This is a genomic window from Methanomethylovorans sp., from assembly GCF_041447285.1.
Taxonomy (GTDB): Archaea; Halobacteriota; Methanosarcinia; order Methanosarcinales; family Methanosarcinaceae; genus Methanomethylovorans.
In genome coordinates this window covers 137,952-157,656 of sequence record NZ_JBGMEB010000010.1, presented here as the reverse complement: position 1 = coordinate 157,656, position 19,705 = coordinate 137,952, and the positions used below count along the sequence as shown (strand labels likewise).

The following is a 19,705-nucleotide window of genomic DNA, read 5'->3' as shown; positions in this document are numbered from 1 at the left end:
TTTTGTCTGTACAACTGATTTTACTTTGGAGTGAGTGGAAGAATGAGTAAAATTGACTATAACGTAATCAAAGAGTTTTTCTTTGAAACATATTTAATTGATAATCATCTCAAGGTAAGAGGAAAATTTAAACAGTGTACGACAGAGATAGAAAAAGAAAAGCTGTACCATCATTTTCAATTGAATAATCTTTTTTTGATCAGGAGATGCTCTGATCCTGGCTTCTATCTTTTTGTCCTCAACAAAGTAAACAAAGATGAAAAAATAAAAGTTATCGTGAAAAACTATGCAAGTAAATTACTCACTTCAAGTTTTAACTTTGAACAAGAACTATTTGGATCTTTCTCTGGTGAAATTGAAGAATCATTTTTTGACAAAGAGATTAAAAACCCAATAACTTGGCCTTTTTCATCGCCAATAGATATAGCCAAGAACTTTGGTGAGGTGAATGGAAATTCTTTATATTATTTTTCTAAAAGACTTCAGCATTCGATTGATAAAGGGGATGAAAATGAATTCTTAGTGATTTCACAACTAATCAGTGATTACGAATCTGGGTATTTCAAAGGCTATCAGATATTTAGTGAGGATAACTTATATGGAGAACAAATTGGTTCACATCGCTGGTTATACTCTCATAGCCAATACATACTTGAAAATATAAAATTCAGTTCACATTACTCATTTTCTCATTCTTTTAGTATTCACAATTTAGTAAAATTGAATCCTCATGATGTTAGATTTGTGAAAAGCCTTGTGAAAATATTGGGAGAAATGACAGCTGATGAAGAACTCTCAATGATAGATACTTTAATAAAATACAATAAATTTATAAATGATGCTTTTTCAGTTGCTTCACTTATTTGGTTCAATTCGCATAGCGAAATGGATAAAATAGACATTTTAAATAATGAATATCCTTTTGCAATATCTGAAAATACAATTGAAGAATATGAGTCTGCTATATGTGAATATGGTTTCAATAAGAATGAGAAAAATGATTATTTTGATTTATCGATATTTGCGCATGAACTTTTTCAGTCATGTTTTTTTGAAGAAGCTAGAATAATTTGGACCTATATCCTGAAAAACACGGAGAAAACAAGTACTATGTTCAGTTGTTATGATAATTTAGCAACAACTCTTCGGGAACTTGGCAAATATGATGAAGCTCTATATTATTACAATAAATCACTTGTTTTAGCGGAAGAACTTAGTAAATCAGAGAACCAGAACGAAAAAAAGAATTTTGACTGGAAGCAATTGACCAACGATGAAACTGAAAGACAAATATTAAGACACGTCGAGAAATATATTGATAAAAACTGCGAGTATACATCTAAGATGGCAGTTGAGTTGAAAAATATTGGGGAAATGTACTATAAATTGGGGAAAACTGAAATTTCCGAAAAATCATTCCTTGAAACTGAAGAAAAATGTCTTGGATTATCCCTCTCTGAAAAAAGTTCTATCTTTTTCAATTTAGCCTGTGCAAATAGAAGATTGAACAGATTCAATGAAGAATTCAAGTATTTGTCAAAAGTACTAAAAGAAAAAGGGATAAATCCACAGGCCGAAGAACGTGCTCTAGATAGAATGAATGTACTCAATTCTATGGAATTTATGTTGCATGATGGTGGTTTTGATTATAATAAATTGAAAAAAATTGAAAACAAAATAGAAGTTGATAAACTTTCAGAGATTGGACTATCACTTTTCCATACATTTCAATTCACAAAATCACTGCCCTATTTCGAAAAGGAGTATGAGATTGAAAAACTCAATGGTTTTTCTTGTTTCAATTCACTAAATTATATGGCGACATATAATCTATACTGCTGTAATCTTCTAAAAGCAAAAGACTTGTGCAAAGAACTAATCGATAACTCTCATAATCCTATTTTTGTTGCCATTGCTAAAATCAATATGGGTCTAATTGAGATTAAAGAGACCAATTTTGAGGAAGGGATCAAGCAACTTGAAGCGTCTTGTGACATATTTAGCCAACTAAACGAGGGATTATTAGAATTTATAATTACGATTATTAACACATCAACTTTGTTGTGGTCAAAGGGAAATGTTGATAAAGTCATTGATTCGCTTGAAAAGAAAATAATTTCAAAGAACATTGATTTTCATCTAGTAGCTGGTTGCGCCTACTTGGAAGTGGGATTCTTCGGAAGTGCATTAGAATATTTTGAAAAAGGACTAACAAAAAAAGTGGATATCGAAACAAAAGCACTTCTCTTGTACAATAAAGGACTTGCATATTCCAGCATTGGTAAAACAGATGAAGCGATAATGAACTATCAAAAATCCCTCGATTGCTTAAAAAGTGTTTATGCCTGGGAAGCAATGGCAAGAGAATACAGAAGGGAATTAGAGACTTTAAAAGCAAAGGAATGTGTTGAGGAAGCAATAAAATTGGCTTCCGAAGAGGATAAAGCGAGTCTCAAATATATAAAACAAGAACTTGATTTGCTCTCAAGCGAAAGGCTGAATCTGAACTCTTTAAAAGACGATAATATCAGAAAAACGTTATATTCTGCTGAAAAACTGATGATCAGTGATATCAAGAAAATGGAAGATATCAATGACCGTGATTTCTCTACAGCTTTGCATTATTATGGTAAAGCTCTAGAGAATATGCTTGACAATCAGATTTCAAGCAAGATACGCCAAGTTATTTACGATAATTTTGGAGACTGTATTTGCGAAGAATACAACTATTTATTAGGCAGGGACTTCCCTCAATACCTAAAATACATGCTTGACAAAAACAGAAAAGGATCTATTGGATTAAATGGTTGGAGAACAATATTGCAATATCTAAATGAAAAAAGTAAGAATCCTGTATACCAAAAGTTCAAGGATGAATTACAAAAACGTTATACTACAGAGGATATACAAAAAATAAAATTTGCATGTGGTATGATTAGTGCTTATAGGAACCAATCGGTACATAAAGATGTAAAAAGCTATGATGAGGTCCTAAAAGTAAGGCAAAAGATAGTATTGCATTTGAACAATGTCATTTACACGTTATATAAATGATGACTTAATCATTAAGACCTTCAAAATCAAAATAATCATTGTTTGAACTATTCTAAATAAACTTGGATTTGAAAGGATAAGAGCAACTGAAAGCTTTCTTATGGCAACATGAATTATCAGTAGAGTTACTTTTAAAAACAATTAAGAGGATTCTATTATTTTAATGTAGACAGGATACAATATAATTCAACAACAACTTTATAATATCTTTATCTAATTAAAAGTCGATGCAAGTAACTGTTTTCACGGAAGAATCAGGAATAAAATTACCAGAAATTAAAAAGTGGAAGAATTCACTCGGCAGGGGAAAAGATATTGGTAAAGATAAAGAGATAAAAGCATTACTTGAAGAAAACAACCTTTCTCTACCAGAGCACAACATTGAATTAGAAAAAAGGTATCGTGAGATTTTGCAGGACTACTTAAGGCCTGCAAGAACAATGTTTGCTGGTATGTTTACCGAAGTTCGTGATTTCAAAGATAATTTGTCTAATTACAATATATCCCTTTACATAATATCCGGCAGATATGGCCTTTTGGGACAAGATGAAGTTATAATACCTTATGTCTCCAACATCTCTAGTGTTAATGATATTGAGATTCTTGACAAAAGAACCGGTTTTAGCCAAAGAATGCTGGAAAAAACTACAGAATCAACTATCGTAATTATACTCTTGCCAATACAGTTTATCAGTTATCTATTAACTATAGATTGGTTTTCTTTTTTAAACTCTAATTCTACAATTGTGTTAGTTACAAGCAAGCACTTTAAAGAAAAGTTTTCAGATATGCCTAATATAAAACTATTGGAAAGAAGGGGTGTTGCAAGAATGGGATCATATAATCGAGAAGAGATAATTTCAATTATTGAATCTTTAAGCGAATAATTACTTGTGTAGATTCCATCATTTTTTGCATAATGAAAGTACAGTTATCAAGCCAGAATAATGGTAAAAGTATAATCTTACTTCTCCTTTAACTCCAAATAATCCTCATCAACCCCATAATGAATTGTGTTAATTCGATTTGTTTTTTGCAAAATGGAACCAGCTGTTATTAATGGTACTTGGAACGGGAAAAGCGCAGGCGAACTTGTTATCATTTTCAAAGAACATTTTCCTTCCTGCATTGCGTATAGTATTGATTCGATAAGTAAAACAGATGTATCTTTCTCAAGCATAGGGAACTGTTTTGCTCTTTTATAACATCCCTTACACTCCGAATCCTTCAAAACATCCCATACTACAAGAGAGCGAATTACATATCTTGCGTATCTACTGACGGTTTGTCTATCGCCATACTGCTCTTTAAGCCTGTTGATTATCTGCTGGTGAGTAACTATTTCCTGGAGATTCAATAACCTTCCAATATGCAAAGCTACATTAAACCAAAATGGATAAGCTGCCGAGATCATAGCCCAGTGGATTGCAAGAGCTTGAGAGGGATACTTGCTCAGCATTGAAAGTGCTGAATCACGAAGGGGTATGATTTCTTGATCAGGTGATACCCAGATTTTCATTAAAATATTGACAACAAACTTACATGTGTTCTCACTACGCTGTTCTTCTGAGCCACTGCCTCTGTGGACTAAAAGATAATCGTTCAACTCCTTACGTATCGATTTTTCATCAATTCCTGCAAGAAGCATACTGGATGTTTTTTCCATCCATTCATAGCGAATAACCTGTTTTATACCAATGGTGTCGTGCCTTTCACTCATTAATGAATCCTCTTTTCAAATATCACCATAGGTACGATGACTTCTTCTATGGAGATTCCACCATGCCCGACTATGACTTCTCCTTCCTTTACAAATGCATCGCTCCCTTCAGCCAGCAGTGGGAAATAGTTCGGAGGTAAACCTATTGGATCCCATTTAACTGCAAAAGGTAATGTTTTGGCAACTGAATCTCTCAGTTCGGAAGTTGGATAAACCCTTACTCTTTCACCACGAGTTTCAGCTATAGCTCCCTCGGAAGGACGTCCTTTTCCACTACATTCGATATTACCATGGTCTGATGTTAGCCACACCTGGTAACCATGATCTAAAAGGTATCCGATAAGAGAGGAAAGAAATCCTTCCTTACACCATTGTTTGATCTGATTATGCATGCCTGCAGTACCTAACTGCATTCCATGCATTATCTTGTCAACCTTATCTACAACCAGACCAATGACTTTGGATTGATCGAGATTCAAGTTTTCATCAAGGATTTCACTGGCATTGCCATCTCCCAAACTGCGCTGGTAACCAATTTCCAGACGTGACAAACCCAGTTCTTCCCAGAACTGCCGCCATAGATTGCTTTCATTGTTTGTTGTGTTAATCGACATTGGATAGTAAACAGGTGGTCTACCTGAGAAAGCTGCCTGCCTTGATACGGAAGTCAATGTAGGTATCCAGGCAAAAGTCGCTGATTCTCTCATGACAAGACCAGGGTCTTGTTCATGGAGGATTTTTCTGATAGTGACCCATTGGTCAAGGGAAAGACCATCGACAACAACAAGAGCTAACTTCATGTCTCCCTCAGATTCCAGTTCTCTTGCCATACGACGAGGAACATGGTGAAGCATTGCAGGATTTGTCGGAGGAAGGTTGATCAGGCCAGCATAATGTCTGATAAGCCAATTTGTAAAGTTGGTATCTACAAGATCACTGATTTGCTTATATTTTTCCAGTTTTTCCCTTTGGTCCGTTGTATGAATCAGAGCTCTTAATTCTGCCCATTTCATCGCGAAGTCGATCCATTCTAAGTAGCGGGACTCAGGATAAGGAAGCGTTTTTTCGATAATCTCAAGAAGGCTGTTAATACGAAGCTTGGGATCAATGTCATGCCTTTTAGATATACCGCTTATGATCCAGGGATTGGTTTCGATACAAATGTCAGTTTTTTGAACTGGAGTGAGTTTGCCTTCAACAAAAAGATTGTCAACGTAAACACGGATGTCTTCGTGATTGAATGGCAATGTAATTGGTCCTGTATATTTCATATTGTAAGCCGACGTTTCTTTAATGATCTGATTTCTATGAGCCAGCACATCAAGGAAAAGGGGCCAACGTTCCTGTAGAAACGCAAAAAAAGCTCCATCATCGGAGACGATAGTGTCAAGTGGCCAGTCATGAAAACGATTGTTATCTTTTAATAGCTGAACTAGTCGATCACACAAGACCGGCGGTATTTTGAGCTTATTGTAATGAATCCTAAGTAGTGTACGAAGTAGTTCTACATCATTGTTGATAAGATTTGCTGCAATTCCAAAAACATGTAAAAGTATAAAATCCTTGGTAGTATTATCACCTAGCTTATTTGGAGAATACTTGGTTTGAGCATCAAATAACTCATCTAAAAAACTGCGATCCAGTTTTTCGATAACTGGATAGCTGAGATTGGGAAAAAGATCTCCAAGATTGAAGGGTAATTGTCTCCCGGCTTTAAGGAGATCATGAGGCAGATCATCTAGCTCGGAGTTATGTAGCCTAAGTATGACTCCCTGTTTGGTTTGTATTCCCTGATCCCACAAGCTTCGGTATCCTGACTCATAGGCATACCGGAATTCAACAGGATCATTGAAATCAATTAGATCAAAACCGCGGCTTTTGAGTTCAATTGAGAGTCTTTCTTCGGTAAGCAGGTCGTCAGGGTCATTTACTATGGTAAGTTTGCTTACATTTGGTATGAACTCACTGAGTATAATGTCTCTCCAGCTACCTGTACTCATAAGTCTCTCCTTTGTATTTGCATCAGCAACAGTGGTTTTATCTCCGGTACGGTCTGCCTTGCAATTTCAAGCTCTTTTTTCCATTCGTTCTCTTCAGAGATGCATTTGTCCAGACGGTATTGGCGAACTTCGGGAAGACCTATCCGCTCAATAGCTTTTCTCCTAGCTGTAAATGCGTGATACCCTCTTGTTTCTTCATGTTCAATGGCAGAAATATGTTGCTGTTGCAGAGCATCAAAGTGTTTTTTCCCGGCAGATTCGGCAGCATTGATAAGTTTCTCATATGCTTCTGTTGATGCTTTGTGTTCAAGAGAACGCAAAACCTTGAGCTTGGTTGTCTGCAGCAGATCCCATATATGGCGGGCAGTTGGAAGAAACAACTTTCCTTGGTCAGAAACAAAGACACTTAGATACATTCGTCTTATCTGTGGAATTGTCATGGCATGACTGGTATTGTGTGTGCCTGCAAGCAAGCGGATCTCGAACAGTCCCCACAGACCGGATATGTTGGATGATAATTCATCTATGGAAACACATGGTATTGGTTGTCCTGATGCTATCATTGGTAGATTGAGGGCCAATCCTCTGATCTTATTATCTTCCAGATTAAGTAACGAAATGTCATTACTGAGTTCGGCTTGATTTGAACTGAAGGTACACTTCATAGAAACTTTACTGTCAGGCCACTTAAGTTCCCACGAATCTCTTTTGCGCATTGCCTGACCACCGTGGGAGTTGAGATAACCAACTGTCATACTCTCTACCCAATGAGGCAGGGGATGAGAGCGAAGACGTTCTGCGGTTTGCAGGTCCGGTTCCTCGGAAATCCCGTAGATAGGTGATGATTCGCGGATCTCGTGGATCTCTTCCCTTATCTTTGATACGGTATAATCAACTGAAGTTTCAATATTTTCAGGATCAAGAATCGCTGAAGCAAAAACACCTTCAAACAGCTCTCCGGCCTGAGCGGAGTCAAGCACATCTCCTGTTTTGTCGATACCAAATTCATCCAGAATGACAGAGAGCTTCTGCTCCAGGACTTCTCTGACCCTGAATTCTATTGAGTCCTGGAAAAGGAAGTTTATTGCCCTTACGGTCTTGATCTGGCCAATACGGTCCACACGACCGATACGTTGTTCCAGCCTCATTGGATTCCAGGGAATGTCATAGTTTATGATAACATGACAGAACTGCAGGTTCAGACCTTCGCCACCTGCGTCGGTGGAGATGAGTATACGGGCCCTGTTGCAGAAGTCGTCCTGGAACTTTTTTCGTTCGTCCATATCCATGGAACCGTTAAGTGTCACTACAGAGATACCTCTGGCTTCAAGGAATTCCTTGAGCATCTGTTGGGTTGGGACGAACTCGGTGAATATCAGTAATTTGAGGTCTGCTTCATTTTCATCAGCCTGAAGCTGATATATCCATTCTATCAGTGTTTCTGCCTTGGCATCCGGTCCTTCCTGCTCACATTTACAGGCAGCTTCAAGGAGTTTTTCCACCTGGATTCTTTCGTTCTGCATGGCGGAAATACGGAATTTGAGCAGCTGATCAAGCAATTCCTGCCCACCCATGTCATAAAGTTCATCGATGTCATCACTGGAATCTGTTATTTCTTCCAGGCGCTGAGAAGTTCGAAGTTCTATGTCTTTGAGAACTTCAAGCCGACGCTCCAGTGTAGTCCGAATAGCTCTTGTACTTGAAACCACGAGCCTTTGCATCAGTATCATCAGGAAGCCAATGTGCTGCTTCTTTTCCCTTAGTGCCTGGTTATAGCCTTCGCGGACGTATTCGGTTACAGCCTCATAGAGCATCTGCTGTGATCTGTGTCTAACTTCCCATGCCACAGGTACCATCTTAGTTACACGAGGTTTGAATAGCGGCTTACCTTTTCCATCAACTGCCTTGCGTTTCTCCGTACGGATCACATAAGGCGCCACACGCTCACGGGAAACACTGTCCATATCCGGGAAGGTTTTGTCATCCAGCAGGCTCAGCAAACGGTGAAATGCATCACTTTTACCCTGATGTGGTGTTGCTGAAAGCAATAGAAGGTACGGTGCAGCCTCTGCCAGTCCTCTTCCAAGCTTATATCTGGCAACCTGATCCGTGCTACCTCCCAGTCTGTGTGATTCATCAACAACGACCAGATCCCACCCCGCGGTGATCAGGTCTTCAAACCGGGAGCGGTTATATTCATCAATACGTTCCTGGCTCCATCCCCTGCGCTTATCCATGGGCTTGACAGAGTCAAGGGATACGATCACCTGATCGAACATCCTCCATGGATTTGCATGCTGCAGTTCATCAGGTTCATCCAGGAATCGAAGCTTAGTACCCTGTGCCCAATAGCGGGAATAATTGCCGCTGATCATTCTTTTTATCGTCGCAAGGTCCTCGCCGAAAACGAGCTGGAAATCTTCATTGAAATGCGTATGCATCTCACTGACCCACTGGGTAGCCAGACCCTTTGGTGCAACAACAAGGATACGACGGACCAGTCCCCGTAATTTGAGCTCACGCATGATAAGTCCTGCTTCAATGGTCTTTCCAAGACCAACCTCATCTGCCAGCAGGTATCTTACCCTTTCTCCTGAAACAGCTCTTGAGAGAACACGTATCTGATGCGGAAGTGGAATGACATTAGACTCCATCGGAGCCAGCAGTACAGGCCCATCCGAATCACATGAACCACCCTCCAGTACCTCAGCCACCTTTGCCGCTGCAGCGACATAAGCAATCCGGTTTGCCTCGATCTCCGGCTGGATCTCTGCATCTAGTGGTCGCAGTGCTGACTGCGGAACCCTGACCACAGTATCCTGATTTGGAAGCCAGATACGGTAAACTATGTTTCCCCACAGGTTCTGTTCTTCTATTATTTTGCAGGGGGAATTGTGGAGGGTGGAGTATTGCCAAATAGTTGTCATTTTCAATTAATTCTATTGGCTATTTCAAGGAACCATAATTTTACTTCTTCATATCCATTTCTTGCTTTTAAGCGGTCAAGGGTCATTTTGTCCGCAGCATCTTCATTTAGCCAATGTTTAAGGCGTCTACGTTGAATTATTCCTTGACCGTTAAGTGCTGCTTTTATCTCGCTTTCTACGTCACAGTCATCTGTTAAATTAAATGAGAAAACTGTATTTGTGACTGGACTTAAAGCTTCATTTATCGAATCTAAATGAAGATAATTTTCCATCTCCCTTTTAATTGTTAAAAAAGCAATTGAACCGTCATTTCTGTAATTTACGGAATCTCTTGAGGATTGATACTTGTATGTGCCGTCAGTTTGCAGTTCATCTCGATCATATATATGAACCTCGGGTAAACCAAGGTTTTTGAGATAATGCTGATTTACCCACTCTTGAAGTGTGCTTCCTCCAAGCACAACTAAAGCTACTTTAGGGTTTGCAAATATATCTATAAATGAACTGTTTTCGGAAATGAAAAGAAAATTCATTCTTTTTAAAAATCTTAAATCGTGAGGACCTTCTACACATACTAAGACTTTGGCACGTTTATCTGGGATTACTCCTAAGTCGGAAGCTACTTGCTCTATCACGTCATCTGTACCTAATTTTATAGAGCGCCCATTCTCAGAATCCAGAATAATGTGGCGAATAGAATCAACAGGCAACAATGAAGCTAATCCGGGAACATGTGTTGTTAACAAGACTTGACAGCCATCTGATTCTGCAATGGTCTGAAGAGCTGTAATAACTTTTTGTTGATTGTTAGGATGCTGGGCAGTTTCTGGTTCTTCTACAGCATAAATTATATTTCCTTTAGCATGTTCTTCCCTGAGCCTTTCGGCTTCCGCACGGAAAAAGCTAAACAGTATAAGTCTTCGAACACCACTTCCTCTTTTGTTTATAGGTATACCATCATCGGTGATAAGTGATAACTTAAATAATCCTTCCCATTTTGGATCAGATTTGAACTCCGGGTTTAATTGAGAAGCAAGCGCACTATCAAAGTCAGACAGTTTTACTAAAGTTCTACTTGCTACTTCCAAAGCGCGCGATTGAACTTTTTCTTTTACAGTGTCTAATTCATCTTGAACTTCCTGTAAAGCTTGTCTTATTGCAATTTTCAATGGATCTTGAACTTCATCATCTTCGTCTGTAGATGATCTGTCTGCTCTGAATAAAGCATAGTCGGGAAGGCATTTTGAAAGATTTTCCCATATTGCTTTAGCATCCTCTTTGTCTAACTGTGTCTCAACTTTTTTAAGTTGTAAATCATTACATTTTTCCCATATTGCTCTTCTTAAAGCTACGTTTGAACGTCGGTCCACAGACCCGTTTACACCAAACCTTTCAGCCATAGATTTAAGGTCACTATTCTTTTTGTGGAGCAAATTCTCAAATCCAGAAGCTGTAGGATGCATACAGACTGCAGATACTTTAGGTTTACCAATTTTACCATCCGAAAACGGATATATTTTATGAATTTCAAGATCATGATTCTGATTCAAAAGATATTCTTGAGACAATAACGTTGTGGATGTAGAGTCTATAGTAATTTCTTCTGGTAAATTAGTGAAAACACATCCTATACGCACTTCACAAGTACAACCAGAATGTACACATACATCACTAGAGTCCATTTTTCCTAAAGGATGATCAAAGAAAACTGCTAGAGCATCAAAAATCGTAGATTTACCTATATCATTTCTGCCAATAAATGCTGTTAATTGATTAATTGGTATTCGATGTTGATTTTTGTATCCTCTATAATTTTGTATCACTACTTCTTTAAGGAACATCTCATTCTCCTCCAACCCTAGTCACAGCCTGATCATACCACATCAACAACTTCGGATCCTCTTCCAGCACACTATTCGGTATCAGGTCAGCCACCTTAATAATAGTAGAATAATCCCTCTCCTGCCATGCCTTCTTAAAACCAGTCCGCACAGCCTCCATCCTGAACACTTTGAGTTTCTTCGTAGACTGCTTGTACTCATCAAACTCTTTCAACAGGGACCTCTCACGCAGTTTCTCCAAGTCACCCGCCTTGTTAGGATCAGGCACATACCATCTGTCCTTAGCTTTTGCCATCAATGCAGGATCATCTTTCTGTAGGTTACGCATCTCCGGCCAGTTAGTAGAAAGATAACCATGTATCTGGCTTGGCACGTCACCAATACTATTGTAGCTGAGGAAATTCTGGTTTAGCAATTCCCTCAGGTCCAGTTGCTGCTCGTTCTTGCTCCATCCGCCAAGTTCCTGCATGAACTGCGGATTGATATCCTGGAATGTCTGCGGCTTTGCCTTAAGAAGCTGACGCAACCACTGGATTGCAGAAGCCTCGTCCGAAACGAAAAGTTTTGTCTGGATGAGCTGTCCTGATGTCAGTTTCTTCCGGTCGTACTCTGCAGCCTGTTCAGGCAGGAAGTACATACCATCGCGCTCAATGAACCGCTGGCCAAGCCCTATCTGGAACTCTTGGCTTGAGATTGGCACGGGATATCCTTTACGGACGTAGTAGGCTACCATCTGATCGAAAAGAATTCTTGGATCACGTTCTGGTATCAGTTGCAATAAAGCACCTTGATATTTGGTAACTGGAAGGTATTCTAAGTGAGTTCTTACAAAATCCCAGACACCTGCTTCAGTTTGGGCTTCTTTCTGGAAGCGTTCTTCAAAGCCACCATTGGGCCTGTAGGCAGAGATAACTAGGTCCTGCTTAACTGCTGTTGGGGTTGTGACAGCCTTAAAAGTACCTTGTTTTTTATCAAGAGCTGACACATTGGCAACGATAAAGCCTGCCTCAGCAAGAGCAGCCTGTATTGAGTTCCATATAGATGCTTTTGTGTTTGAAAATTCCACTGTTATCCAATGACCTGGTTTTAGAATTCTGTAAGCTTCTTGAAATGATAGTGTCATTAATTGACGATATTCTGCCTCTCCTTTTCCCTGACTCTTATTAACAATTGCTTCAAAAGAGTACTGTGTAAAAACTCGAAGCCAAGACTCGTTTATGAAATTTAATTCTGAGTACATTAAATTGCGTCCAAAAGGAGGATCCATAAAAATGTAATCTACAGAAGCATTGGGTATAAAACTTCTCACAGTTGCTGTTTGAGTACTTATTACACACCTTTTATCAGATGATATTAGATTAATTATATCTGGTAATAGTGTAATTAGTTTTCGTACTTTACGATTGATTACCTCTAACGCATTTTTCTCTTGGATTATGTCGGCAATTGTTAGTGTGCCCGGTTGGCCACCGCCTCCACCAAAATAGGATTGTTTTTTATTAATGTAGTTTTGAACTGATAGGAAAGCCCATATTAGATAATTGCGAACTTCAACATTTGAGATACTCTTTATATTTTTGTAGAGTGTACTCGCAACCAGTAAACTCCTAGGCAAATAAAAATGATTTACCTGAGTAAGTCCAGAATGTTGTCTTGGAACATACATATCACCGAATCTATCGCCTTTGAACATCATTAGTTCTGTGGGAACTTCAGTGTTCTTAATGACATCTAAGCATCGGCGTATAAGTAACTCATCATTAAAATTTGGTTTTCTGCTATTCTTATGTCCATTTCGAGATTCATAAATTTTAACAATACTGCGTTTCACCTCTCCATCTGCAGAACGAACTTTTGTTAAAGCAGATTTTTCAATTAATACCAAACAATGAGGACACTTCAATTCACTTTTAAATTGTTCTGATTCATCAACTAATATTTCCCAAAAAATAATTTCCTCACTACAATTTGGACAAAAGTAATGGTCGGACCAGACTGCATATTGAAGTATCCCACTTTGGGATTCATCTTCAGATACATACACCCAACCAATTTCTTGGTTTGTGCGTTCTAAGACTTCTTCCCATGTCTTTTTCAAGTCAATATCTTTAATAGGATGACAGTAATTATATGCAATAAAGGTAGCATAGGGGCTAAGATCCGCTACAATTGATTTTCGATTGAGAGAAGAAGCAGCAAGAGCTGTCATTCCCGTACCACAAAATGTATCCGCAACTATATCCCCCGGTACAGTAAAATGTTGAATATAATGCTGTATTGCTCGATAAGGCACTTTGGTGTGGTATGAGTGGGCATTGTAGATAGGATCGTTCTTGCCTTCGCTCACATCGGCTGCAAAGGGTTCCCTGTGGTACTTGAAGTCTGCAGGTTTATCAGGCTTTTCTGATTCCCATTCTTTGATGAAATCCGCGATCCAGGGATTCGGACAGGCGGTGTAGTATGGTGGGTCACTCAGGTGCAGGATGTCTTCGTTCGAGCCGATGGGAAAGCCTTCGATTTTGCGGAACTCCGGGTCCTGCAGTTTTTCGCGCAGCTTCTCGGTGAAATAATTGCGGCGGTCTTCTTCGTTTTCGAAGGTCATTCCAAGGCAGGTGACCTGCTTTGGAGATTTACTGCTGCCTTCGGAGAAATTGTCATATAAAGTAGTATCAGTCATTTTTCGATCACCTTTCTGTCCTCAAGGAAATTGCGTTCACGTTTGAGTTCCCTTTCCAGCTCCTCTTCTGAAGGCAGGTACATCATATATTTCGAAGCAAAAAGCTGCTTGCTCTCGTTCAGAACAGAATACTTGGCGATAGCCTCATTCTTTTCAGAGCACAGAATAAGTCCCACAGTCGGGCTATCACCCTCCAACTTGAACTTATCCTCATACATACGGACATAGCTATCCATCTGTCCGATATCCTGATGCGTCAGTGCACCTATCTTCAGGTCGATCAGTACAAAACACTTAAGGATATAATTGTAAAACACCAGGTCCACGTAAAAATCTGTATCCTCAAAACGCATCCTCTTTTGCCTGGCGACAAAGGAAAAACCTTTCCCAAGCTCCAGGAGGAAACTTTGCAGGTTATCAATAATAGCAGTTTCCAGAACATTCTCCCGCAGTCCCGGATACTCCTTCAGGTTCAGGAACTCCAGAACATATGGGTCACGGATGAACTCTTCAGGCTGCACCTGCACTAATTTTTCCCGGGCTTCCTGGCGCACAGCCACCTTGTCCCGGCTTGCCAGCAGGCGGTCGTAATACAAAGTGGATATCTGCCGGTCCAGTTGCCGGGTAGACCAGTGCTGGTCAGCCGCCTCGTGCATATACCACTCACGGGCCTTTTCATTTTCCACACGCAAAAGCAGCCGGTAATGGGTCCATGAAAGCTCTGGCCTTAACTCATAACCTCTTTCAACAGATTCGTGACTCATTGCGTCACATTTTCCGGCAGGCAGAGATTTGTGACGCACTGCGCCACATTTTGAGAACTTCAGGTAGAACTGCCGCATGTATCTGAGATTGGATGCATCAAATCCCCTTCCGAATTCCTTTGTAAGCCGGAATGAAAGGTCACTTAATACGGCTTTCCCGTATTCTGCACGTGCTTCCCCTCTCTGCTCATGTTCAACTATCAGAAATCCGATCTGCCAATAGGCCTGCACCATAGAAAAATTGATGGCCTGGTAAGCATTATTCCGGGCACTTTGCAAAACAGAACGTATCTCACTATAAAGTACATCAACTTCTTCTAATTCACGTTCATTTGCACCCATCAAAGATTCAGCTCCTCTGAACAGTTAGACAAAGAGTACACCTGCATCTCATATTGCTCATGTTTTTCACTCCAGCACTATCCTCACCTTAGCCGGGTCCTTGCCTCTTGTGAGACTGTCAACATAGTCATTGAGTAGGCTCTTGAACTCAGCCGGGCTCGCGGGCCCTATTTCTGCAAGCATTTCAACGAGTTCTGATTTCTTCACCGGGATCTTCTGCAGGCCGGCCAGAACGGTCTTGACTGTCTGTACAAAATCATTATTTAAAGGCTGAGGTAGCTCTTTTGTAGATATAAACTCCTGCACCAGTTTTCTGGAATCTTCATGGAGAAGCTCGTTTACATTTGACTGCGTGACAGGGTCTTCCAGATTATTCAGAAGTGTCTTAGTCCACTGATCAATTATCTGGTCCAGCTGAGTATCCATTTGGTCCAATAGAACAGATGCCTGAACTTCACCCTCCATCGATAGCCTAAACTGGCAATGCGGACACACAGGACCGGAACTTAGGTCCTTTTCCGTAAGATTGAAGCAGCTCTTAAGCCCTGCCAGCCTGTTCTGAAAATCAGTAAGCTGTTGCCTTGGCATGAGATCAATACCTACGAGTTTGACTAAAGTGTGCAGACGCGCATCATTCATCAATGCTGCTTTTTGCTTATCACCATTGGCGCCCAGGCGTGATTTCGTATGTAATGAAATGTAGATATTGATGTATTCCTGCTTAAGCTGCTGCAGCTTAGTGTTTATTTCCTGGGATTTGCCGGAAAGTGCAGAAAGATTTGCCTGCTGCAGATCGGTCATGATATCTTTGCGAATGGCATTCAAACGGTCAACCCACTCATGATCAGCAGGCAATGCCGCCTCTGCTGTTGTTAACCATGAAACGATAGAACCATGATTCATCGCAAACTCACGCAGAGACTCAAGATCATCCAGTGCCATAACTGCTTTTTCGTGGGACGACACCTCTTGCGCACTATATCGGAAATTCTTAAGTTTTCCAGGTGTTGAGTAAACCTGCAACGATTCAAAGAATACTTTTGCTTTGTCTATTCCATCGGTCTGGTTAGCTAGGTCAGTACCGATAAGCAGATTCTGTCCCCAGAATGAAACGCCTTCACGCATAGTCTGTTGTGCAGTGACGATACGTTTGACAATCTTTTCCACGGCATTCTGGAGATTCTGAACAGGCTCGTCCTTGCCCTGGGTAACAAGCTGTGCCATACCCTCCGGCATACCCAAAAGCTCGAAAAGCGCTTTAAGTGCTGGTAAATTCCATTCCTTGGGCTGTTCGATATGCTTGAAGCGGGTCAGATCATCCATAGAAGTGGCAGCCAACTGCTGAAGTCCTGTGGCATCGAACTTTTTGCCTGGGATAGACAGTACAATATCACCGGAATATACAAGTGCTGCAAGAACCACTACCACCCATTCCGGTTCGAGCCGTGCAGCTCTTGGATCCATATATTCAAGTCCATGGTCATCAAATACGATCTCACTGCGGTTCACAACCTGCCCATGACCTTTTGTTTTAAAGGTGTCGAGAATGAATTTAGCGTATCTGGACCTATGAGAATCTATTCTCTCGCCATCTAGCAGTTCCAAAGCATCCAGAACAGCAGTTGCTTGTTTGGTACGATTTTGACCTGCAATAGCCCTCAAGGCATCCTGAGCAGCTTGTTCCCTATTATTTCCTGTTATCAAAACTGAGAAGAACGGATACTCAGGAGCCTGGTCAGTGAAACGTGGTTCCAGGCACAGGCCTGCAATAGTGTTGACCAGATCACGGAAATTAACACTCTCTTGCGAGGTTAAACCGGAAAATCCTTTGATCGACTTTCCTTTTGCCCATTCCACCATTAACTTTGTACGTCCCTGATACGTTACCTCAAAAGTATCAGTCATATGTTTCTGCAGCCACTGTACAAGCTTCTTCAGGAATCCGTTTGCTTTTGATTCGTAGGTCGCTTTGGCATGGCCTGAAGATGTAGAAGCAAGGTCCAGAGCAGCAGCATATCCTCTTAAAGCTGCCTGGAATTCATCGTCTGTTCCTTTCAGCCGGAAAAATACCTCATCGGGATTCTTTTCATTGATATAGCGCGATAATTTAGCACTATAATCGAAGATTTGGATGAAATACAAATAGAAATCACGCTGAGGCACGGCAGTAGAACGCTCATCCGGAGAACCGAAGAACAGATAACCAGTCCGTGCGGCTCTGCGCTCCCGCCATTCAAGTTCATGCTGCCATATCTTGTAACCTGTCACATATGTCGAGTCCGTGCACTCCATTACTCTTTTCAGAGCTTCATAGTAATAACGATCAAGCTGGGAATCATCAAAGGTCTCTGCTCGCTTTTCGATCAGAGCATCGAAATCATCGGTCTTCTTCAGATCGAGATAGAACTGCCTGTTTTCCTGATTAAAGGAAATGAATTGTCCATTGACGGTCTTATGGATTTCACGTAGGACTGTTTCAACATGGGTTTGAAGGTCTTTATCTGGATCATCACTACCCATCTCGTCTATCATTGGTTCAAAAAGTAATAAACTGTCACGAAGCTCTTCAGCCGTAGTACCAAGGGTTGCGTATATATCACCTGTTGTAAGGCGATGTACAGACAGCGCATGTATCAGGCGCAAAGCCATTGGTTTATAAACTGGTCTGGTAAAAGCCTGCTGTATTCGGGACTCTAAAACCTGACTGCAATCTACTACTGCCCTTACCTCAGGAATGGACCGGAACGAAGCATTCTGCTTAAGTGTATCCCAATAACTGTCATAAGAGATTATACCGGGTCGATCTTCAGGTACCTCTTTGCTCATAATGGATTTCATTTCCATTGAGAGCGTTTTGAGAACTTCACGTTTTTCAATTATCCTGACACGTTCAAAAGTATCAATATAATCTGGATGTACTGGGAAAAGGCGGATAAATTCATCCATTCGTTCATTAAGCCCACCGTAGAACTTTGCAAATGGAGTAAGATATTCACGTATCAGTGCCTGCTGTTCAGCTGTTTTCTTAAGTAAACGCTCGGAAACGACAAACTTTACATCATTACGTGCAATTACAATCTGCTCGAAGCGGTCCTTCACTCTGCGAATACTGTCAGCTACAAATGCAAAACGCGGACTATCAAATATGGCCTCCTGCACACCAGCCATAAAGCGGAAGCGCAGGTCTTTGCAAACCTCTCCTACTTCCCTCAGGAAATTCAGATCAAGAATTATTTCCTGATCTTTGCGGGTACGTAAATAATCCAGGAGTTCATCCACAACCAGAAGCAGTCCATGATCCGGGTATACCTGGTGGAAAGCTGTCATCATTTCTTCGAAGGCTCTTTTATGGCTGATCACTTGACCTGCTTCAGGAAAAACATAATTGATTTGCAGTTTGTCAAGCTTCTCCTCAAGTTCAGCTACCAGAATATCGCGCAATGACATCGTAGTTGCGCCAATCTCTGTACGGATAACCTTGAACCTGCCAGCAATCTGTTTTGCGGAATCGGCAACATCTTTATGGCTTATTGAATCTAACAAAGAAGCGTCTTCTGCAAGGCTGGAAATAACTGACATCAAATGTGATTTACCGGTTCCATAATTGCCCACGACCAATATTCCCTTATTATCTATTGGCTGATCGAATTGTAATTGAGGAATGACAAGACCAGTAAGCCTCTCTGCCATTTCGTCTGAAATTACATAGGTATTTACTAAATGATGAGCTGTAGTGGATTTGTCAGCATCTCGTAGCTGAACCACCGATTCAATTGGGTCGAATTGAATAAGGTCTTTATACATCATATTTTGTCCTGCCTATAAGTTAACTTTATTAGATCCTCTGTTTTCGTTTTGTCCATATTCACTATCAGTATATCTTCTGAGTCATAATTTTTGTATTCTGGGTGGCCGGGTTCAGCATATATCAGCTTTCCATCTTCTGAATGACCAGTCCAAGATGCTATGAAAATGTATTTTCTTGAGAGTTTTTGCAGAATTCTAAGAGGATCCTGTTTTAATCCCTTATCAAAAAGAATCTCAATGTTATCCAGAATCTTTATTGAATGTTCATCGTCAACAATATCATCCAAAATTTGAGAGAGACGGAGAGAACGTTGCTTCATTGTCAATTCTAGTAATTGCTCCGAAAGCTTCAAATTAACATTAATGACTGGGATACCAAGTTCCTCAGCAACATCTTTAAGGAGAGTAGTTTTACCTGAGCCAGCTTCCCCAACTAGCAGAACAAGTTTGTAATACAAATCATCTGTCTCTTTCAGAGATTGCCTTAACTTGTCTTGAGTTGTATGTATCATACTTTCTCCGCATCAATACTTAAACTCACTAATTATTTTTAAACTTACCTGTTTATTTTGA

The 19,705-nt window shown here is 40.3% G+C and carries 10 protein-coding genes; 2 read left to right on the top strand and 8 right to left on the bottom strand.

Features of this window, described 5'->3' with window-relative positions; genetic code table 11:
• The first annotated feature begins 42 nt into the window (after nucleotides 1-42).
• Both ACC612_RS07545 and ACC612_RS07540 read left to right on the top strand, forming a co-directional pair.
• The gene (locus ACC612_RS07545; RefSeq protein ID WP_371853888.1) at nucleotides 43-3,054 is read left to right on the top strand and encodes a tetratricopeptide repeat protein; all 3,012 of its coding nucleotides are present in this window, start codon (nucleotides 43-45) and stop codon (nucleotides 3,052-3,054) included.
• Nucleotides 3,055-3,281: 227 nt separating this feature from the next.
• On the top strand, nucleotides 3,282-3,941 hold the full coding sequence (locus tag ACC612_RS07540; protein WP_371853887.1) for a hypothetical protein: 660 nt from the start codon (nucleotides 3,282-3,284) through the stop codon (nucleotides 3,939-3,941).
• 77 nt (nucleotides 3,942-4,018) lie between these two features.
• On the opposite strand, the gene ACC612_RS07535 is transcribed toward ACC612_RS07540, so the two are convergent.
• From ACC612_RS07535 to brxF, 8 genes are all read right to left on the bottom strand, one after another.
• The gene (locus ACC612_RS07535) at nucleotides 4,019-4,774 is read right to left on the bottom strand and encodes a hypothetical protein (protein ID WP_371853886.1); all 756 of its coding nucleotides are present in this window, start codon (nucleotides 4,772-4,774) and stop codon (nucleotides 4,019-4,021) included.
• The gene (gene pglZ, locus ACC612_RS07530) at nucleotides 4,774-6,774 is read right to left on the bottom strand and encodes a BREX-3 system phosphatase PglZ (RefSeq protein WP_371853885.1); all 2,001 of its coding nucleotides are present in this window, start codon (nucleotides 6,772-6,774) and stop codon (nucleotides 4,774-4,776) included. The genes ACC612_RS07535 and pglZ overlap by 1 nt, the downstream gene beginning before the upstream one ends.
• Entirely contained in the window at nucleotides 6,771-9,701 is a 2,931-nt protein-coding gene (locus ACC612_RS07525) for a DEAD/DEAH box helicase (protein WP_371853884.1), read from the bottom strand. Before ACC612_RS07525 ends, pglZ begins: the two co-directional genes overlap by 4 nt.
• 2 nt (nucleotides 9,702-9,703) lie before the next feature.
• Complete coding sequence (locus ACC612_RS07520) at nucleotides 9,704-11,542, bottom strand: ATP-binding protein (RefSeq protein WP_371853883.1); 1,839 nt, start codon at nucleotides 11,540-11,542, stop codon at nucleotides 9,704-9,706.
• 1 nt (nucleotide 11,543) lies between these two features.
• Nucleotides 11,544-14,219 carry a DNA methyltransferase gene (locus ACC612_RS07515; RefSeq protein WP_371853882.1) on the bottom strand — a complete coding sequence of 892 codons (2,676 nt, stop codon included), beginning with the start codon at nucleotides 14,217-14,219 and terminating at the stop codon, nucleotides 11,544-11,546.
• Nucleotides 14,216-15,325, bottom strand: a complete 1,110-nt coding sequence (locus ACC612_RS07510; protein WP_371853881.1) for a YhcG family protein — start codon at nucleotides 15,323-15,325, stop codon at nucleotides 14,216-14,218. Before ACC612_RS07510 ends, ACC612_RS07515 begins: the two co-directional genes overlap by 4 nt.
• A 66-nt stretch (nucleotides 15,326-15,391) precedes the next feature.
• Nucleotides 15,392-19,132 carry a DUF6079 family protein gene (locus tag ACC612_RS07505; protein ID WP_371853880.1) on the bottom strand — a complete coding sequence of 1,247 codons (3,741 nt, stop codon included), beginning with the start codon at nucleotides 19,130-19,132 and terminating at the stop codon, nucleotides 15,392-15,394.
• The gene (gene brxF / locus ACC612_RS07500) at nucleotides 19,129-19,644 is read right to left on the bottom strand and encodes a BREX-3 system P-loop-containing protein BrxF (RefSeq protein ID WP_371853879.1); all 516 of its coding nucleotides are present in this window, start codon (nucleotides 19,642-19,644) and stop codon (nucleotides 19,129-19,131) included. The genes ACC612_RS07505 and brxF overlap by 4 nt, the downstream gene beginning before the upstream one ends.
• Nucleotides 19,645-19,705: the final 61 nt, after the last annotated feature.

Coding starts and splice junctions, on each gene's coding strand:
- ACC612_RS07545 (WP_371853888.1), top strand. CDS start 43: ATGAGTAAAATTGACTATAACGTAATCAAAGAGTTTTTCTTTGAAACA.
- ACC612_RS07540 (WP_371853887.1), top strand. CDS start 3,282: ATGCAAGTAACTGTTTTCACGGAAGAATCAGGAATAAAATTACCAGAA.
- ACC612_RS07535 (WP_371853886.1), bottom strand. CDS start 4,774: ATGAGTGAAAGGCACGACACCATTGGTATAAAACAGGTTATTCGCTAT.
- pglZ (WP_371853885.1), bottom strand. CDS start 6,774: ATGAGTACAGGTAGCTGGAGAGACATTATACTCAGTGAGTTCATACCA.
- ACC612_RS07525 (WP_371853884.1), bottom strand. CDS start 9,701: ATGACAACTATTTGGCAATACTCCACCCTCCACAATTCCCCCTGCAAA.
- ACC612_RS07520 (WP_371853883.1), bottom strand. CDS start 11,542: ATGTTCCTTAAAGAAGTAGTGATACAAAATTATAGAGGATACAAAAAT.
- ACC612_RS07515 (WP_371853882.1), bottom strand. CDS start 14,219: ATGACTGATACTACTTTATATGACAATTTCTCCGAAGGCAGCAGTAAA.
- ACC612_RS07510 (WP_371853881.1), bottom strand. CDS start 15,325: ATGGGTGCAAATGAACGTGAATTAGAAGAAGTTGATGTACTTTATAGT.
- ACC612_RS07505 (WP_371853880.1), bottom strand. CDS start 19,132: ATGATGTATAAAGACCTTATTCAATTCGACCCAATTGAATCGGTGGTT.
- brxF (WP_371853879.1), bottom strand. CDS start 19,644: ATGATACATACAACTCAAGACAAGTTAAGGCAATCTCTGAAAGAGACA.